General features: G+C 62.7%; 13 protein-coding genes and 1 pseudogene. 5 read left to right on the top strand and 9 right to left on the bottom strand.

All coding sequences use genetic code 11. The features are described from left to right. Nucleotides 1–34: 34 nt before the first annotated feature. Together araD1 and TZ03_RS02945 are read right to left on the bottom strand one after the other, a co-directional pair. A complete protein-coding gene (gene araD1 / locus TZ03_RS02940) occupies nucleotides 35–1,024 on the bottom strand; it encodes an AraD1 family protein (protein WP_051095660.1) in 990 nt (329 codons plus the stop codon). Nucleotides 1,025–1,052: 28 nt separating this feature from the next. Further along, nucleotides 1,053–2,360 carry an MFS transporter gene (locus TZ03_RS02945; RefSeq protein WP_051095661.1) on the bottom strand — a complete coding sequence of 436 codons (1,308 nt, stop codon included), beginning with the start codon at nucleotides 2,358–2,360 and terminating at the stop codon, nucleotides 1,053–1,055. Between the two features lie 186 nt (nucleotides 2,361–2,546). Between TZ03_RS02945 and TZ03_RS02950 the strand changes: the two genes are divergently transcribed. From TZ03_RS02950 to TZ03_RS02970, 5 genes are all read left to right on the top strand, one after another. After that, a complete protein-coding gene (locus TZ03_RS02950) occupies nucleotides 2,547–4,280 on the top strand; it encodes an IlvD/Edd family dehydratase (RefSeq protein ID WP_051095662.1) in 1,734 nt (577 codons plus the stop codon). A gap of 109 nt (nucleotides 4,281–4,389) precedes the next feature. Beyond that, the gene (locus tag TZ03_RS02955; RefSeq protein WP_051095663.1) at nucleotides 4,390–5,112 is read left to right on the top strand and encodes a FadR/GntR family transcriptional regulator; all 723 of its coding nucleotides are present in this window, start codon (nucleotides 4,390–4,392) and stop codon (nucleotides 5,110–5,112) included. A 270-nt stretch (nucleotides 5,113–5,382) separates the two neighbouring features. Next, the gene (locus TZ03_RS02960; RefSeq protein ID WP_051095664.1) at nucleotides 5,383–6,936 is read left to right on the top strand and encodes a CHASE2 domain-containing protein; all 1,554 of its coding nucleotides are present in this window, start codon (nucleotides 5,383–5,385) and stop codon (nucleotides 6,934–6,936) included. Between the two features lie 13 nt (nucleotides 6,937–6,949). After that, nucleotides 6,950–7,384 carry a hypothetical protein gene (locus TZ03_RS02965; RefSeq protein ID WP_051095665.1) on the top strand — a complete coding sequence of 145 codons (435 nt, stop codon included), beginning with the start codon at nucleotides 6,950–6,952 and terminating at the stop codon, nucleotides 7,382–7,384. 27 nt (nucleotides 7,385–7,411) lie between these two features. After that, a complete protein-coding gene (locus tag TZ03_RS02970; protein ID WP_082056524.1) occupies nucleotides 7,412–8,509 on the top strand; it encodes a M48 family metalloprotease in 1,098 nt (365 codons plus the stop codon). 413 nt (nucleotides 8,510–8,922) lie between these two features. On the opposite strand, the pseudogene TZ03_RS31405 reads toward TZ03_RS02970, so the two are convergent. From TZ03_RS31405 to TZ03_RS03000, 7 genes and pseudogenes are all read right to left on the bottom strand, one after another. Continuing rightward, nucleotides 8,923–9,009: pseudogene (locus TZ03_RS31405) on the bottom strand (hypothetical protein); the annotation flags it as partial. 78 nt (nucleotides 9,010–9,087) lie between these two features. Further along, nucleotides 9,088–10,410, bottom strand: a complete 1,323-nt coding sequence (locus tag TZ03_RS02975; RefSeq protein ID WP_236692761.1) for an OprD family porin — start codon at nucleotides 10,408–10,410, stop codon at nucleotides 9,088–9,090. A 120-nt stretch (nucleotides 10,411–10,530) separates the two neighbouring features. Beyond that, on the bottom strand, nucleotides 10,531–11,475 hold the full coding sequence (locus TZ03_RS02980; protein ID WP_051095667.1) for a LysR substrate-binding domain-containing protein: 945 nt from the start codon (nucleotides 11,473–11,475) through the stop codon (nucleotides 10,531–10,533). Nucleotides 11,476–11,487: 12 nt separating this feature from the next. Further along, nucleotides 11,488–12,804: an NAD(P)/FAD-dependent oxidoreductase gene (locus tag TZ03_RS02985; protein WP_051095668.1), complete on the bottom strand. Its 1,317-nt coding sequence runs from the start codon at nucleotides 12,802–12,804 to the stop codon at nucleotides 11,488–11,490. A gap of 23 nt (nucleotides 12,805–12,827) precedes the next feature. Continuing rightward, nucleotides 12,828–13,169 (bottom strand): hypothetical protein, encoded by a 342-nt coding sequence (locus TZ03_RS02990; RefSeq protein WP_051095669.1) that lies wholly within the window; start codon nucleotides 13,167–13,169, stop codon nucleotides 12,828–12,830. After that, entirely contained in the window at nucleotides 13,166–14,473 is a 1,308-nt protein-coding gene (locus tag TZ03_RS02995; protein WP_051095670.1) for a spinster family MFS transporter, read from the bottom strand. Before TZ03_RS02995 ends, TZ03_RS02990 begins: the two co-directional genes overlap by 4 nt. A 214-nt stretch (nucleotides 14,474–14,687) precedes the next feature. Next, complete coding sequence (locus TZ03_RS03000; RefSeq protein ID WP_053388387.1) at nucleotides 14,688–15,575, bottom strand: LysR substrate-binding domain-containing protein; 888 nt, start codon at nucleotides 15,573–15,575, stop codon at nucleotides 14,688–14,690. Between the last annotated feature and the right edge of the window lie 32 nt (nucleotides 15,576–15,607).

The following is a 15,607-nucleotide window of genomic DNA, read 5'->3' on the forward strand; positions in this document are numbered from 1 at the left end:
GCTGCCACTAAGGCTTAACTGACTGGCATTCGGCTCAGAGGCTTTTCACGCCCCCGGGGCGCACCGCCTCGGACGCAGCGGCGATGCCATTGCGCAGCGGCTGGCCGAAGGCGTCCAGGCTGACCTCGAAGGTGTCGCCCGGGCGCGCCTGGATGCCGTCGGCGAACGACAGCGTGGCGGTGCCGAAGTAGTGCACATGAACATCGCCTGGGCGCAGGAACTGGGCGTACTTGAAATGGTGGAACTCAAGGTTCTCGAAGCTGTGGCACATGTTCTGCTCGCCGGAAAGGAACGGCTTGCTCCACAGTTCCTGGCCATCGCGCAGGATGCGGCTACGGCCCTCCAGGTGCGCTGGCAACGCGCCCAGGCGCAGCTCCGGGCCGAAGCTGCAGGCGCGCAGCTTGGAGTGGGCCAGGTACAGGTAGTTGCGCCGCTCCATGACATGGTCGGAAAACTCGTTGCCCAGGGCATAGCCGAGACGGAACGGCGTGCCGCATTCACCGATCACATACAGCCCGACCAGCTCTGGCTCCTCGCCAGCATCTTCGGCAAAGGCTGGCAGCGGCAGGTCGGCACCAGGGCGCACGACGATGGCGCCATCGCCCTTGTAGAACCACTCCGGTTGCGCGCCCTCCTCGCCCGCTGGCGGTCGCCCGCCCTCGAGACCCCACTGGAACATGCGCATGCTGTCGGTGACTGCACCCTCGGCCTGCTGCTGGTGCATCTTGTCACGGGTGGCGGCGCTGCCCAGGTGGGTCAGCCCGGTACCGGTGACCAGGCAATGCGCCGGGTCTTCATGGTCAAGCGGCGGTAGCACCCGGCCCTCGGCCAACAGTGCCGGATAGTCATGCCCTTCCCCCAAGCCCGCCACCTGTACCTGGCTTGCCAGGTCGCGGCCAGCGGCGATGGCCTGCAGGGCCAGTTCGCGGGTGCTGCTGACGCCGCGGACTTCCAGGGCCTGCTCGCCCTCCACCACACCCACGCGGCGCTGGCCGGTGGCAGTTTCGAATTGGATCAATCGCATGCTTGTTCTCGCTTTTCGGTTGCGAAGATTAGCGGCTGGCCTCGGCCACCCGCGTGGAAGCCAGGCGCTGGCGGCGCTCGAGGCGGTTGTAGACCACACCAGTGAGCAACAGCCCGAACAGCATCACCAGAGCCAGGAAATACAGGCCGGACGACAGTTGCCCGGTGTGCTCCTTGAGCGCGCCGATGGCAAACGGCCCCACATAGCCGCCAAGGTTGCCGATCGAGTTGATCAGGGCGATCGCCGCTGCAGCGCTGGCACCGGAGAAGAACCGCCCTGGCAAGGTCCAGAAGATTGCCGTGCAGGAAAACAGTGCGAAGGCCACCAGGCACAATGCGCCTAACTGCATCGCGGGCACACTCAGCCAGGCGCTGAGGAACAGGCCCAAGGCCCCCAAGCCGTAAAGCACGCCCAGGTGGCCGTAACGATCATTCAAACGATCAGAGCTGCGCGGAATGATCAGCAGGCCGATGATGCCGAACAGGTACGGCACTGCCGAGATAAACCCGGTAACCAGGTCACTGCCGCCAAACTGGTGAATCAGCGTCGGCAGCCACAGGCCCAGGCCATAGATGCTCAGGGTGACCGGGAGATAGAACAGCGCCAGCAGCAGTACCCGGCGGTCCTTCAAGGCATGCAGAGGGTTGCCATGACGGGTCTGGCCGAAGTCGCGCAGGTCGTTGGCCAGTTGTTCCTGCAACCAGCTACGTTGCTCGTCGCTGAGCCAACGTACCTTGGCCGGGCCATCCGGCAGCAAGCGCAGGGTTGGCCAGGCCAACAGCACCGCCGGGGTGCCAATGCAGATGAACAACCACTGCCAACCATGCAGGCCATAGCTGCCATCGAGCCCTAGCAGTGCGCCTGACAACGGCCCGGTGATCAGCATCGCCAACGGCTGCGAAAGGATGAAGAAGCCGAGGATCTTGCCGCGATGGCGCACCGGGTACCACTGGGTGATGTAATACAGCACGCCCGGGAAGAAGCCAGCCTCGGCCGCCCCCAACAGGAACCGCATCACATAGAAGCCGTTAGGCCCGGTGACGAACGCCATGCCGACGGTGATCGCGCCCCAAGTCACCAGGATGCGGGCGAACCAACGACGCGCGCCGAAGCGGTCGAGCAGCAGGTTGCTCGGTACCTCGAACAGGAAATAACCGATGAAGAACAGCCCGGCGCCTAAACCGTAGGCAGCGTCACCGAGCCCGATATCGGCGCCCATGTGCAGCTTGGCGAAGCCCACCGCCGAACGGTCGACATAAGCCACCAGATAAAGCAGGACCAAAAAGGGGATGAGTTTCAGTGTGATCAGGCGGACGAGCCGCTGCTCCTGAATCATGGCGATGCCTCCAATTGTTCTTGTAATGAGCACAGCACCTGGCCGGGACTTTTTGGGCAGACCTCTGACCGGGCCAATCGATAATATAGTATTACTATTTAAAACAACAAGCCTTCACATCAGTCGTTTTTGCCGGTAGAGTCAGCCGAATAACGACAATTAGTAATACTAATAAGGTGTCTACCCATGTCTGATAGCAAACGCCCCCTGCGCTCCGCCCAATGGTTCGGCACCGCCGACAAGAACGGTTTCATGTACCGCAGCTGGATGAAGAACCAGGGCATCCCCGATCATGAATTCCAAGGCAAGCCAATCATCGGCATCTGCAACACCTGGTCCGAGCTCACTCCCTGCAACGCGCATTTCCGCAAGATTGCCGAGCATGTGAAAAAAGGCGTGCTGGAAGCTGGTGGTTTTCCGGTGGAGTTCCCGGTGTTTTCCAGCGGCGAGTCCAACCTGCGCCCCACCGCGATGCTCACCCGCAACCTGGCGAGCATGGATGTGGAAGAGGCCATCCGCGGCAACCCCGTCGATGCCGTGGTGTTGCTGACCGGCTGTGACAAGACCACCCCGGCGTTGCTGATGGGCGCTGCAAGCTGCGACGTGCCGGCGATCGTGGTCACCGGCGGGCCGATGCTCAACGGTAAGCACAAGGGCAAGGATATCGGTGCTGGCACCATCGTCTGGCAGATGCACGAGGCCTACAAGGCCGGCCAGATCGACCTCAACGAATTCCTCTCGGCCGAGGCCGGCATGTCGCGCTCGGCGGGCACCTGCAACACCATGGGCACCGCCTCGACCATGGCCTGCATGGCTGAGGCGCTGGGCACCTCGTTGCCGCACAATGCTGCGATCCCGGCGGTGGACGCCCGTCGCTACGTGCTTGCCCATCTGTCGGGCATGCGTATCGTCGATATGGTTCGCGAAGACCTGCGCTTGTCGAAGATTCTCACCCGCGAAGCGTTCGAAAACGCCATCCGCGTCAACGCGGCCATCGGCGGTTCGACCAATGCCGTGATCCACCTCAAGGCGATTGCCGGGCGCATCGGCGTCGACCTGCAACTGGAGGACTGGACCCGCATTGGCCGCGGTACGCCGACCCTTGTCGACCTACAGCCATCGGGGCGCTTCCTGATGGAAGAGTTCTACTATGCCGGCGGCTTGCCCGCAGTAATCCGTCGCCTTGGTGAACACGGCCTGCTGCCCAACCCCACCGCCCTCACCGCCAACGGCAAGAGCCTGTGGGACAACTGCCAGGCCGCACCGCTGTACGACGAACAGGTCATCCGCCCGATCGACCAGCCACTGGTTGCCGATGGCGGTATCTGCATTCTGCGCGGCAACCTTGCACCTAAAGGCGCTGTGCTCAAACCGTCGGCGGCGACGCCCGAACTGATGCGCCATCGCGGTCGCGCCGTGGTGTTCGAAAACTTCGAGGACTACAAGGCGCGCATCAACGATCCTGAGCTGGAGGTGGACGCCAACTCGGTGCTGGTGATGAAACATTGTGGACCGAAGGGTTACCCGGGCATGGCCGAAGTCGGCAACATGGGCCTGCCGGCCAAACTACTGGCCCAAGGCGTGACCGACATGGTGCGTATCTCTGACGCACGCATGAGCGGCACCGCCTACGGCACGGTGGTTCTGCATGTAGCCCCGGAGGCGGCCGCAGGTGGACCGTTGGCGGCAGTGCGCGAAGGCGACTGGATTGAACTTGATTGCCAGGAAGGCCGCCTGCACCTGGATGTTTCCGATGCAGAACTGGCCGGCCGTCTGGCAGACCTGCAGGCCCCGCCCCAGCTGATCAGTGGCGGCTATGCGCGGCTGTACCTGGATCATGTGATGCAGGCCGACGAAGGTTGCGATTTCGACTTCCTGGTCGGCTGCCGTGGCGCGGCAGTGCCCAAGCATTCGCACTGAGCCGGGCCATGCCGCCTTGTGGGGGCCGCTTCGCGGCCCTTTCGCGACACAAGGCCGTTCCCACACGCTATGATGCGCAGCTCTACCCGAAGGATCCTCCGCGCCCCACATGAACTACCGCCAGCCCACTCCGCGCAAGAGCATGCATGCCACCCTGGTCCAGGACCTCGGCCTGCAGATCGTATCCGGCCAACTCACTCCCGGGCAGAAGCTGCCCTCCGAGGCCAGCCTGTGCGAAGCCTACGCGATCAGTCGGCCGGTGTTCCGCGAGGCCATGCGCGCCCTCACCGCCAAGGGCCTGGTCGAAGCCCGTCCCCGGGTCGGTACCTTGGTCAGGCCGCGCCATGACTGGCACATGCTCGACCCTGACGTGCTCCATTGGTTGATGCAGGCCACCCCGCAGCAGGAGTTCTTCAATACCTTGTCCAGTGTGCGCTGGGTCATCGAGCCGGCCGCCGCTGCCCTGGCCGCCACCAACGCCACCGCCGAGGACGTCGCTTCGATCGCTGAGGCCTATCTACGCATGGAAGCTGCACGCACCCATGAAGAGCGCCTGCAGCCGGACCTGGACTTCCATGCACGCATCGCCGATGCAACCCACAACGACCTGCTGGCCTATTTGTGCAACATGCTATCGATGGCATTGCGCGAGTCGGTGCGCTATTCCAACCAGCGCGCCAACTTTGACGAACTTGCCCTGCCTCGGCACAAGGCAATCCTTACCGCAATCCAGAATGGCGATGCCCTCGGCGCCCGGCATGCCGCCCTGGTGCAACTGGAAGATGCGCGGGTGGCCTTGAGCAAGGTTCTGGGGCAGGACCCCATTATTTGAAATTTGTCTCTGACCGGGGCCAGGTGGCAAGCGGAGCCCCTTTTCCTTACTTCAGCTGGGTGATGCCGTGCTGGAACGAGCAAGTCGATAAAGCGCGCTTGCGGCAAGCTGGCTAACTGCTACTGTGAACGGTGAGCGCAACGCTTGAGCAAGCCATTCATTGCAATGGTCTAGGCCGTTGCTCGGTACCGGAGCGCAACAACGGCAGGTTTCTGTAGCCCCTTGGGTAGATGCCTGCGTCAACGTTTTGCGAATGGCGGAAGCGATGGTATGACCGGCCATGTCAAATCCGAGCACTGGCTTGCCCATTTATTGTCCGTGTGTACCCACCATTTGCCGGCCGCGCTGATGGTTGCTGCAGTGGTATTCATCTTCGATCACCGGTTGCATTGGCTGAAGGCCATCGAGGGGTACGCTTTTCTTGGGATCGCCAATGTCACGGCCCAGAATATGCCATTGCCGGACAGCAGCGCTGCCACGGTGACCCTGGTCCTGCTCGACCAAAATAACCATGAGGACTTCTACCGGGGACGTAATCCGTTGGATCGCTGCCAGTTGTGGCAGGATCTCAGCGACATCTACGCGCTAAAGCCGAAGCTGCTGGTGATCGACCTCGACCTTTCTCCCGGACTGCCCCTTCTGCATCCTGACGGCTCCGAGGACCTGAGTTCCCTGGATTGCGACAACAAGCTCCAAGTATTGCTCGCCCAACCCGACGCAGAAACCCATACGGTACTGATTGCACCGTTCCCGATGCTGGATGCGCAAGCCCAGCAGCGTAGCGAAGAGTGGCGCGCTGCCGTGGAACGAGCTGGGCATCACGTGACCTTTGCCGAGGACCCCAGCATCAGCGTCAACTTCGGCCTGGTCAACGACCTAGACTGCAATGACGACTCAGTGGCTGCCACCGCATTCAAGGTCTATCGGGGCGATTCCCCCTCCAATTGGCCGGACAACTGCCTGAAAAAGCATGCAAACCACCGCCCACCACTGATCATCAGCCCGGGGCAATATCTTTCCGGGTTGCGTGTCGTTTCGTTTTGCCAGTTGTCTTCCCGCATGGGAGCAGCGCAATGTCACGACTCGCGGTATGAAGCGATCGGTGATGTTAAAGACAAGGTCGTCTTCGTCGGGGCCAGCTTCGGTGATGGCGATACCTTCCTGACACCGCTCGGCATCATGTATGGCGTGGAGGTGCATGCCGCCGCGTTCATGTCGTTATTGCAACCCACCACCCGGTATGACCTGCTCGCATTCAGCCTGGATGTGCTGCTTGGCTTGATGATGGGCGGCCTGATCGATTTATCCTGGCGTGGCTATTTCTCTCTGCGCTTCAGTGCCAAGGCCTTGGAGCGACAGGCGGCCCCTTGGCTGATCCTGCTACTGGCCATCGGTTTCGTGATCGTGGTCGGTGTGCTGACCGTAGGGTCATACCTGGTGCTGCGCTGCTTCAGTATTTGGCTATCGCCGCTGCCGATGGCCGTGGGGATGCTGATCGAGAGTTTCTTCACCAGCGCCATCGGCACCGCCGTGAAGCAAGGCTATGAGCAGCGTCAAGCCCTGGTGCGGCGCTTGCAGGCCAGCGGCCCCGACAGCTATGCCAGCCGGCTGGCCCTGGAAGCCGAACAGCGCCCGCACTATGCGCACACCCTTCAAGAGCGGGCGACGCGTTTCTTCTACCTGGATTGCGCGCGTTTGTGGCATCGCGAGAAATATGGCGCGGCGGTCTTGCTGGGCATACGCCGGGTGGCGTTCTTCCTGGTGCTCTTGCTTGCCTACTACTGGGATTGGTTTGCGTCACTGGTCAAGGGCTTCTTTCACTAGTCGAGGACATGCCATGAATTCGCTCTGTTTCAAGCTCTGCATCGCCATGCTACTGCTGCCTGCCTCGACGGCCGCTATGGCCCAGGACTGCAAAGGGCTGCAAGACTTGCCGGCCCACTTGGCCAAGTTGGCGGCGCAAACGACCGAGAACGGACCAGCACAGTCCGACTGCGGCTCGCTGGCATCGGTGTTTTCCAGGTTGGCCAGCACTCGCAAGGTAGGTGGCCGTAAGCTCGAGGAAGACCGCCCGTTCAACGCCCAGGCCGCCCAGTCCGACCTGGCCAGCGCCGAGGCCGATCCCGAGGTCCGACCTCGCCTGGAGAAAATTCGCAAGGAAGTGACCGACCCGACCCAACGCTTGGTGTATGAAGCGGCGGTTCTGGATGAAGAGGGGTACTACGGCGCCAGGGACTTGCGCATCAACCAGATCAAGCAACAACTCAAGTGACAGGCAAGCATCTGTCGAGGATATACCATGAGTGGACGCATGGCCCTGCATGGGTTGCTGGCCTTGGCGATATTGTCCAGCGCCTGCAGCCCGACGAAGCTTTCCAACCCCTTCGGTAGCTCCAAAGCCCCGCAGCACATCAAGGAATTCGACAGCCTACCGCCCAGGGCATTGGTGGTGCTCGACCGCAACTGCGCCGAGCTGGTGCAGCCCTATCGGCTGACCGATAACTTTGCCTCGCTGTCGGTATTTGGCATGAAAGAAGGCCTGGACAGCGTTTCCGGGCACCTGACCCGGCTGCTCGGCGCAGGTGGTGCGCAAGCGGCCCCCTCCACCGACAAGCTCGGTGACTCGGCGAAACGGGCAGCCAAACAGTTGAACTGGATGCCCATGAGTGCCGAGGTGATGTATGCCGAGCGCCAGCATAGGTCTGCCGAAAGCGAACTGCTGGGCCGCACCAGCAAGCAGGGGCGCAAGTATTACCCGGCCGCCGACAAGATGCTCAGCGATATTCTGGCGAGCATCCACGAACCTTACGATTATCGATTCAAGTTGTTCATCGTCGGCACCGACAGCCACAACGCCCTGGCTTTGCCTGGGGGCTACCTGTATCTGGACAAGGGGTTGCTGACCACGTCACAGATGCAGAAAAAGGCCTACTTCGCCCTGGCCCACGAGATATCCCACGTGTTGCAGCGGCATGAAACCAAAGAGATGCAGAGCCTGGTGGTCGACTCCTTCAGTGCCAAGTCGGCCTTGCTCGATGTGATGAGAAACGCCGAAGGCAACCCTAAGGCGGTGGTCGATCGGATCAAGCTGGAGAAAGGGCAATTCACCCGTCACCACGTCGATCAGGAGCTGCAGGCCGACTCCTGCGCGGTGAAGATGCTCAGTCGAGTCTACCCCGATCGCGAGCAGTTGGCGCAGGCACTCGAGGCATTCATCAAGGACTTGCCAGCAGCCAAAGCTGAGCCGGTTGCGAACGCCGGCAGCAATCAGGCCAGTGTCATGGCCGGTGACGTGGAAGAAATCGTCACGTCGCCGATCTTGCGTCATCCTACTACCCAGGAACGCAAGGCCAACCTGCAGGAGATTTATCGTGAGGTCACCGCTGGCGGCAAGTGAGCGGGCGGTGTCCGCTGGGTGGGAGGCGATGGCACCAGCCAGCAGCAGGGCTAGTGGTCTTGCGATTCCTCCTCAGCCAGCCATACCCATGCTTCACTCACGGCGAAAAAGCCCCAAGGTCGATGCACACCCGTAGCTTGCGCAAGGTGAAAGTCACCGAACGGCGAACGGCAAATGACTTCGCCGGTTTTCGATGGTTCCCGCTGGAACGAAAAAAGGACCGAAGGCTAATGTCGGTCAGTTAAGCGATTGGGGTCGCTTTGCGGCCCCAATGGCTGCCACTAAGGCTTAACTGACTGGCATTAGCCCGAAGGCCCTTTTTTTCAACGACTTACAGACTTTCATGGAACTCTGTAGATCTATAACTGGAGCGGGAAACGAGACTCGCATCGGGCCTGCGAGCTGTTGAAATCTAATTTGAAGTGAAGGCCTAGAGCCGTGAAGAATGGAGCTGTGTATAAAAAAATTTTCATATGGGATGCGCTCGTCCAAAGCAGACCCAAGGAAAAGGAATACCACAAGTCCAGCCTCACGCCATATACCAGGTATCCATTTATCACCCATTCCCCATCCTGGTTTCAAAAGACGTCAACCGGATATTGGGTGATGATCCGTACCTGATCAACGTCTCCATCGGCCTGGGCTGAGTTGGCGCGGTGGGTGGTCTGCTGCACTACCCACGACAGGTTTTTCGCTGGCCCACTTTGCACCACATATTTCAGCTGGAAATCGCGCTCCCAATGCTTGCCGCCATCTCCCAAAGTCGCGTAATAAGCATAGGCGCCAGTGCTGTCGACTTCGCTGTTGTCGATGCCAGAGCCGCGCAGATAGCGCGCCATGAAGCTCAACCCTGGCAGCCCCCAGGCAGCCAGCTCGAAGTCGTAGCGGATCTGCCAAGAGCGCTCGTTCGGTGAGTTGAAATCGGAATACAGCACCGAGTTGGCCAGGTAGATCGAATCGCCGTCGCCGAGGTAGTCGAATGGCTGGTCGCCGTCGATGCGCTGATAAGCCAGCGTCATCGAATGCGCTCCCGTGCGCAGACGGGCGTAGGTGCTCCAACTGTCAGTGGCGATATCCCCGGCCAGTGCGCGGCCCTGGTCGCGGGTGCGATAGAAATTGCCGCCCAGGTCCAGGGCATGCCCCTCATCGAATGCGAACGTACGCGCCAAGCTCATGTAGCGCTGCGTCCAAACATCCTCGAAGCGCGCCTGGTAAAGGCTAAACGCGGTGCCGTCGGCAAAGGCGTAATCGCCGCCAAGGTAGCTGGCGCTGCGGTAAGCAGTGCCGCCGTATTCGGTGCTCATCTCGCCGTCGTGGTTGCTGCTGGCCTTGTTGCGCGCCGCATGCAGATGGCCGCCTTGCAGGGTCAGGCCGTCGAGGCTGGTGTTGCGCAGCGAAACGCCGCGAAAGCTCTGCGGCAGCAGGCGGCCATCGCCACGCTGAAACACCGGCGTTATGGGGAACAGGTCGCCGACTTTCATCTCCGTGTCGAACGCCCGCAGCTTGAGCGCTGCGCCCGCGGCGGAAAAGTCATCCTCGGCGCGTCGCTGGCTGTCCAGCGGCAGCAGGTTGGTGCCAGAAGTGCCGCCGCCGCTGTCCAACTTCAAGCCCAGCAAGGCATGGGCGTCGATTCCGACACCCAGGGTTCCCGCGGTATAGCCGGAACTGAAGAAGCCTTGGAACCCCTGGGCCCACTCTTCCCGATAGCTCTGCTGCCGGGGATTGAAGATGCCATCGCCGCGGCTGCGGAAATCGCGGTTGAAATAGAAGTTGCGATTGATCAGTTGCAGGGAGCTGCCTTCCAGCAGGCCTTCGGCGGCTTCCTCGGCCATCAGGGGCAGGCTGCACAGGAGCATGGCGCTAGCGCAGAATGCGCGGTGAGTACGGATGGGTCGGGACACGATGACGAACCTCTTGTTGTTCTTGTATGAGGAGCCGTCAGTGTTGCCGCGCCGCCGGCCGGCGGACAAACGCTCATTTCCCAGGCAGTGCATGCCGCAGACGCATGCACGCGAAGGTGTTCAGAGACCGAGGAACGCCCGCGTCGCCTCGTTGGTACGGCGGGCGTAATCCAGGATCCAGTCCTTGAACACCATGTGCGGACGGGACGCCTCCAGGCCCTGGCCATGCACCAGGTACTCGACATGCCCGGTATTAACCACCGCGTCGACTGGTCGCACCAGGCTGCCATTGGCGAAGTCCGCCAGGGGCGCGACGTAGGCCCACATCAGCATCACCCCCTGGCCGGCGAAGGCGGCGCGACAGGCCAGGTCGTAGTTGGAAACCGACAGGGTGTAGTTGATCCCCCGGGTTTCGCAGCCGGCGCGGTTGAACCAGTCCGGCCAGCCCTTGACCGTGCGCAGGTGCCGGACCTCGAAGTCGATCAGCTTCTCCCGGGACAGATCGGCGATGCCAGGGAGGTCGCGGCCTTTGAGGTAGGCCGGGGTGCAGGCGGGGAAGATCACCTCTTCAAACAGGCCGATGCACACGTGCCCGCCGCGCTGGCCCTGGTCGTAGAGGATAGTGAAGTCGGTCTCGTTGTCCTGGATCGCCGCGTAGTCCTCGCCGTCAACGGCGATGACCCGCACGCGGATTTCCGGATGGCGATCCTTGAACTCGGCGATGCCGGGCAGCAGCCAGAAGCTGGCGATGGCCATGCTGGCGCTGATGGTCACGGTGGGACTCTTGTCGTTCTCGATGGTCTCCACGGTACGGCGCAGTTCCGCCAGGCTGCGCTCGATGCCGCCAAGCAGGGTGCGACCGGCCTTGGTCAGGTCGAGAGCCTTGTGCGTGCGAGTGAACAACTGCACGCCCATGCTCTCTTCCAGATGCTTGATCTGCCGGCTCACCGCGCTCTGCGACAGGTTGATCTCCTCCGCCGCCCGGGTGAAGCTCAGGTGCCGGGCGGCAGCCTCGAAGGCTTCGAGGTTCTGCAGGGGAGGAAGTCGCTTTCTGGATATGCTCATGGCCCGCCTTTCTTAATATTCCTGTCTCCCGACCCAACGCTCCTTGGCGAGATAGGCCTTGACCCCAAGATCGAGGAATGGCCTGGGCGGCAACCGCTGCGGGACGCCCAGTTCGCGCATGTCGGTGATCAGTTCGTTGTCCACGCCACAGGCCAGGTCGGCCAGGGTCACCCCGGCGATGGTCTGCTTGGCGATTCCGACCCCGTTGCAGCCCACGGCGGCGTAGACATTACGCTCGATCTTGCCCCATCGCGGCGCGCCATTGCGAGTGATGCTGAAGAAACCCATCCAGAAATGCTCCAGCGCCACATCCTCCAGCGCCGGGAAACGTGCCAGGAACACTTCGCGATGCTGCGCCCGGACCCGCTGGCGAACACGTTCGTCGACCTGTAGGCGCGGAGTGAAGTCGAACTGCTGGCGGATCAGCAGGCGATGATCACGGGTATAACGCATGGTCGCGCCGCTGACCGCGTTGGCCGGGGTCACGCCCCACTCCTCGACGTTGCCGATCCGCGCCCGCTGCTCAGCCGTCAGTGGCCGGGTCAGGCTGCCATAGGATGCGACATTGAACATCTGCCGCTCGAAGCCTGCCAACTGCGAAGCGCTGCCGTTGTTGGCCAGCATCAGCCGGCTGGCACTGACCGCACCTCCGGCGGTGCTGGCGTGGATGCGCGCACCGCATTCCAGGCGGGTGACAGCACTGTTCTCGTACAGCGTGACATTCTCCGGCAGGGTATCGGCCAGACCACGGGTCAGCGCCGCCGGGTTGAGCAGGATGCAACCGGGGGTGTAGATCCCGGCATGGAAGAACGAGGTGCCCAGGCGTCGGGCCAGCTCGGCCTGCTCCAGCCACTGGTAGGGCTCGCCCAGTGTATCCAGTTCATGGGCATGCTGGCGCAGCAGAGTCTCGGCCAACTGCGGTGCGGCGGCGCAGTGGTACTTGCCCTTCTCGCTCCAGTCGCAGGCGATCTGCCGCGCCCTGACGATATCGTCAAGGTAAGCGATGCCCGCCTTCATCAGGCGCTTGTAGTTGGCCGCCTTCTCCAGCTCTGCGGTAGAGCTGCCGACGTTGTGCGGTACATCGATGGCGAAACCGGAATTGCGCCCCGAGGCATTGTCACCCGCCTCACCGGCTTCGAGCACGACGATATGCTCGTTGGGACGGTTGTGCGCCAGGCGCCGCGCCGCAGCCAGCCCGGCGTAACCGGCGCCAATCACCAGCCAGTCGGCCTTGATGCGCTGGTCAAGGGGCGCATGGGCCTGGCGCGGGGGCAGGATCGCCGACCAGCCGTTGGTGCGATCGTCGTGGGGTTTGAGCCTTATATCCATTGCTGCTGCGTCCATGATGCCGTTCACTCGCCTGGCGGGGTAATGACGAAGAAGACTTTCGCCTCGGTGCCGAAGTACTTGACCGCGGTGTCCCTGGGGATGCGCAAGGTGGTATGCGGACCGCCTTCGAAGCGTTCGCCGGATTCCAGCTGGAAGCCGAAGTGGCCTTCCAGCACGATCAGCACCTCGTCGTAGTCGAGGATCTTGTACGGCGAGTCATCGCCATCCCAGCGGGCGAACCCGGCCAGCAGCGGCCCCTCGTCCTCCAGCGGGACCGACCAGCCCATCTTGACCCGTGCCTGTCCCGAGAGCGGGCGTTGCGTGTAGCGCACCTGGTCGACGTTGATCGCGAGTGGCTGGATCATTGGATTTCCCTCTGCATGTGACGGGCGCAGGCCCAGTAATGGTAGGTCGCCCAGAAGCCGGTGAAGGCGCAGCCAAGCAGGACATAGCGCAGCGATTCGGCCGGGTTGGCCAGGTACGGGCCGACTAGGTCGGAGAGCAGGCCGACCAGTTGCGGGGCGATGGCCAGGTTGGCGATGTTGGCGGTGAACAGCAGGATCGCCGAGCCCTTGGCGCGCATCCCCGCGGGATAGAGGTTCTGCAACAGGCCGATGGAAGGGCCGATGTAGATATAGGTAATGGGCACGAAGAGCCACAGCAGCACATGAACGAGGTCGAGCCGCGAGGTGCTGAACAGGGCCACGGAAAACAGCGTGCCGAGCAAGGTGGTCCAGGCCACGAAACTGGACTGGCGGCCCATCGGCTTGCCGCGCAACAGCAGCATGACCAGCACGGTGACGATCATCATCGCGGTTCCGGCCAGTCCGTGGATGGGCCCGAGCAGCGCCCCCGCCTCGCCCACCGTCAGGCCATGGCTGCGCACCAGGAACGAGGTGGCCCACCAGAGAATGCCCCAGCCCCAGAAAGTGATCACGGTGGCGCCGGCGATCAGGTGGAACAGTGCGCGGCGCCGCAAGGTGTAGGCCAGCGCTGCCTTGAAGCTGCTGTCTTCGCTTGCAGGTACGACCGGCTCATCGTGCACCCGCTTCGGTTCGCGAATGCACAGCCACACCAGCAGGGCGAAGGGCAAGCCGCAGAGGCCGAACACCAGCAGCGTAGTGCGCCAGCCATAGGCGTCGTTCAGGTAGCCGGCCCCGGAAGCACCGAACCAGGCGCCGACGCTGGCACCGATGCCGTATAGCGACAGGGCGAAGGCACGCAGCCGGGGACGGAACTTGTCGGCGATGATCGAGTGACTGGGCGGCGTCCCACCCGCCTCGCCTACACCGACACCGATCCGCGCCAACAGCAGGTGCCAGAAGTTGCCGCTCAGTCCGCAGAGCACGGTCATGGCCGACCAGACCGCCACCGCCACGCCGATCATGCGCTTGCGGTTGGTGCGGTCGGCCAGCGCGCCCAGGGGCAGGCCAGCGGCGACGTAGAAGATCGCCAGGGCGACTCCGGTAAGAAACCCGACGGAGGCATCGCTGAGTTGGAATTCGTGTTTGATCGGTTCGATCAGGGTGGAGAGGACATAGCGGTCGGCGATGTTGATCGCATAGACCGCAGTAAGGATGAACAAGGTGGTCCAGGCGCCGGGGCCGGCGACCATGGATGATTCGGTGGACGACAGGGTGGTGTTGAGACTGTTCGACTGCACGGACATCGTTGACCTCCAGCCGCTGACCGGCGCACCAGTGGCGCCGCGAGCTTGTTATTGTTCTTGTTCGAGAGGTGCACGGCGGGTGCCGTGTACAGGCCCAACATACCCCCGGCCCGGGCATGGCAAAAGCGCATATTGCTTCTGGCCTGCATGCGCAAGACGCATGCAAATTCCGTGAAGATGCGCTGGTATCGAGGCTTGCCTGAGGAAATGACAGTCAGGACGAGGCGCCGACCCACTCCCACAGGGTGCGCGCCAGCGGGGTCAGTTCGCGGGAGGCAGGACAGGCGAGGTACTCCCCCTGCCCCGTCAACAGGGTTTCGGGACAGGCGCGGCAGAGGCGCTGACCATCGACTTCCGGCGGCAGGGCTTCGGCCCAGGCCAAGGCGATGCCTTCACCGGCCAGGGCGGCCTTGATCGCCAGGTCGTAGCTCGACACGCGCAGGATGGTCCCCTGGTGCCGGCCCTCGAAACCGACGCGGCGCATCCACTGGCGGGTCGAGAGGGTCGCCGGGTCGTTGGATTCCAGTTCTATCAGGTCGCAGCGGGCCAGGTCGGCCAGACCCCGGACCTGCATACGGTCGCGATAGGCCGGGATGCACACAGCGAAGATTTCCTCCTCGGCGATGCGCTGGCTACGCAGCGCCGGCCATTGCCCGTCGCCGTAGGCGATGGCGAAATCGGTGGCGCTGAAATCGATGGCACGGCGGTCCTCGACCGCCACTACCCGTACGTTGACCTGCGGGTGTAGCTTGCGAAAGCGCGACAGCAGCGGAATCACCAGGTAGCTGGCGATGCCGCTGCTGGCGGCGATGGACAGGCCGGGCGCCTGGGCACTGTCAATCTGCTGCACCGCCTCCTTGATGCATTGCAGGCTCTGGGTCACCGCGCGGTACAGCACGGCGCCGTTGCCGGTCAGGCTGACCTCGTTGCCGCGCCGCTCGAACAGTTGCGTGCCCAGGCTTTCTTCCAGACGCTTGATCTGCTTGCTGACAGCGCTCTGGGTCAGGTACAGCTCAGTGGCGGCACGGGTAAAAGTGCCAAGGCGCACTACCGCGTCGAAGGCTACGATGGCGCTGAGTGGTGGCAACTTCTTCGAGGTCATGGGTAGGGTCCGGGCGGGCGCGGGGTGCGCGC

This window comes from Pseudomonas sp. 10-1B (assembly GCF_000935045.1).
In the GTDB taxonomy this organism is placed as follows: Bacteria; Pseudomonadota; Gammaproteobacteria; order Pseudomonadales; family Pseudomonadaceae; genus Aquipseudomonas.

What these genes read in the sequence shown, in the direction of transcription:
- araD1 (WP_051095660.1), bottom strand. Translation starts at nt 1,024, where the DNA reads ATGCGATTGATCCAATTCGAAACTGCCACCGGCCAGCGCCGCGTGGGT.
- TZ03_RS02945 (WP_051095661.1), bottom strand. Translation starts at nt 2,360, where the DNA reads ATGATTCAGGAGCAGCGGCTCGTCCGCCTGATCACACTGAAACTCATC.
- TZ03_RS02950 (WP_051095662.1), top strand. Translation starts at nt 2,547, where the DNA reads ATGTCTGATAGCAAACGCCCCCTGCGCTCCGCCCAATGGTTCGGCACC.
- TZ03_RS02955 (WP_051095663.1), top strand. Translation starts at nt 4,390, where the DNA reads ATGAACTACCGCCAGCCCACTCCGCGCAAGAGCATGCATGCCACCCTG.
- TZ03_RS02960 (WP_051095664.1), top strand. Translation starts at nt 5,383, where the DNA reads ATGACCGGCCATGTCAAATCCGAGCACTGGCTTGCCCATTTATTGTCC.
- TZ03_RS02965 (WP_051095665.1), top strand. Translation starts at nt 6,950, where the DNA reads ATGAATTCGCTCTGTTTCAAGCTCTGCATCGCCATGCTACTGCTGCCT.
- TZ03_RS02970 (WP_082056524.1), top strand. Translation starts at nt 7,412, where the DNA reads ATGAGTGGACGCATGGCCCTGCATGGGTTGCTGGCCTTGGCGATATTG.
- TZ03_RS02980 (WP_051095667.1), bottom strand. Translation starts at nt 11,475, where the DNA reads ATGAGCATATCCAGAAAGCGACTTCCTCCCCTGCAGAACCTCGAAGCC.
- TZ03_RS02985 (WP_051095668.1), bottom strand. Translation starts at nt 12,804, where the DNA reads ATGGATATAAGGCTCAAACCCCACGACGATCGCACCAACGGCTGGTCG.
- TZ03_RS02990 (WP_051095669.1), bottom strand. Translation starts at nt 13,169, where the DNA reads ATGATCCAGCCACTCGCGATCAACGTCGACCAGGTGCGCTACACGCAA.
- TZ03_RS02995 (WP_051095670.1), bottom strand. Translation starts at nt 14,473, where the DNA reads ATGTCCGTGCAGTCGAACAGTCTCAACACCACCCTGTCGTCCACCGAA.
- TZ03_RS03000 (WP_053388387.1), bottom strand. Translation starts at nt 15,575, where the DNA reads ATGACCTCGAAGAAGTTGCCACCACTCAGCGCCATCGTAGCCTTCGAC.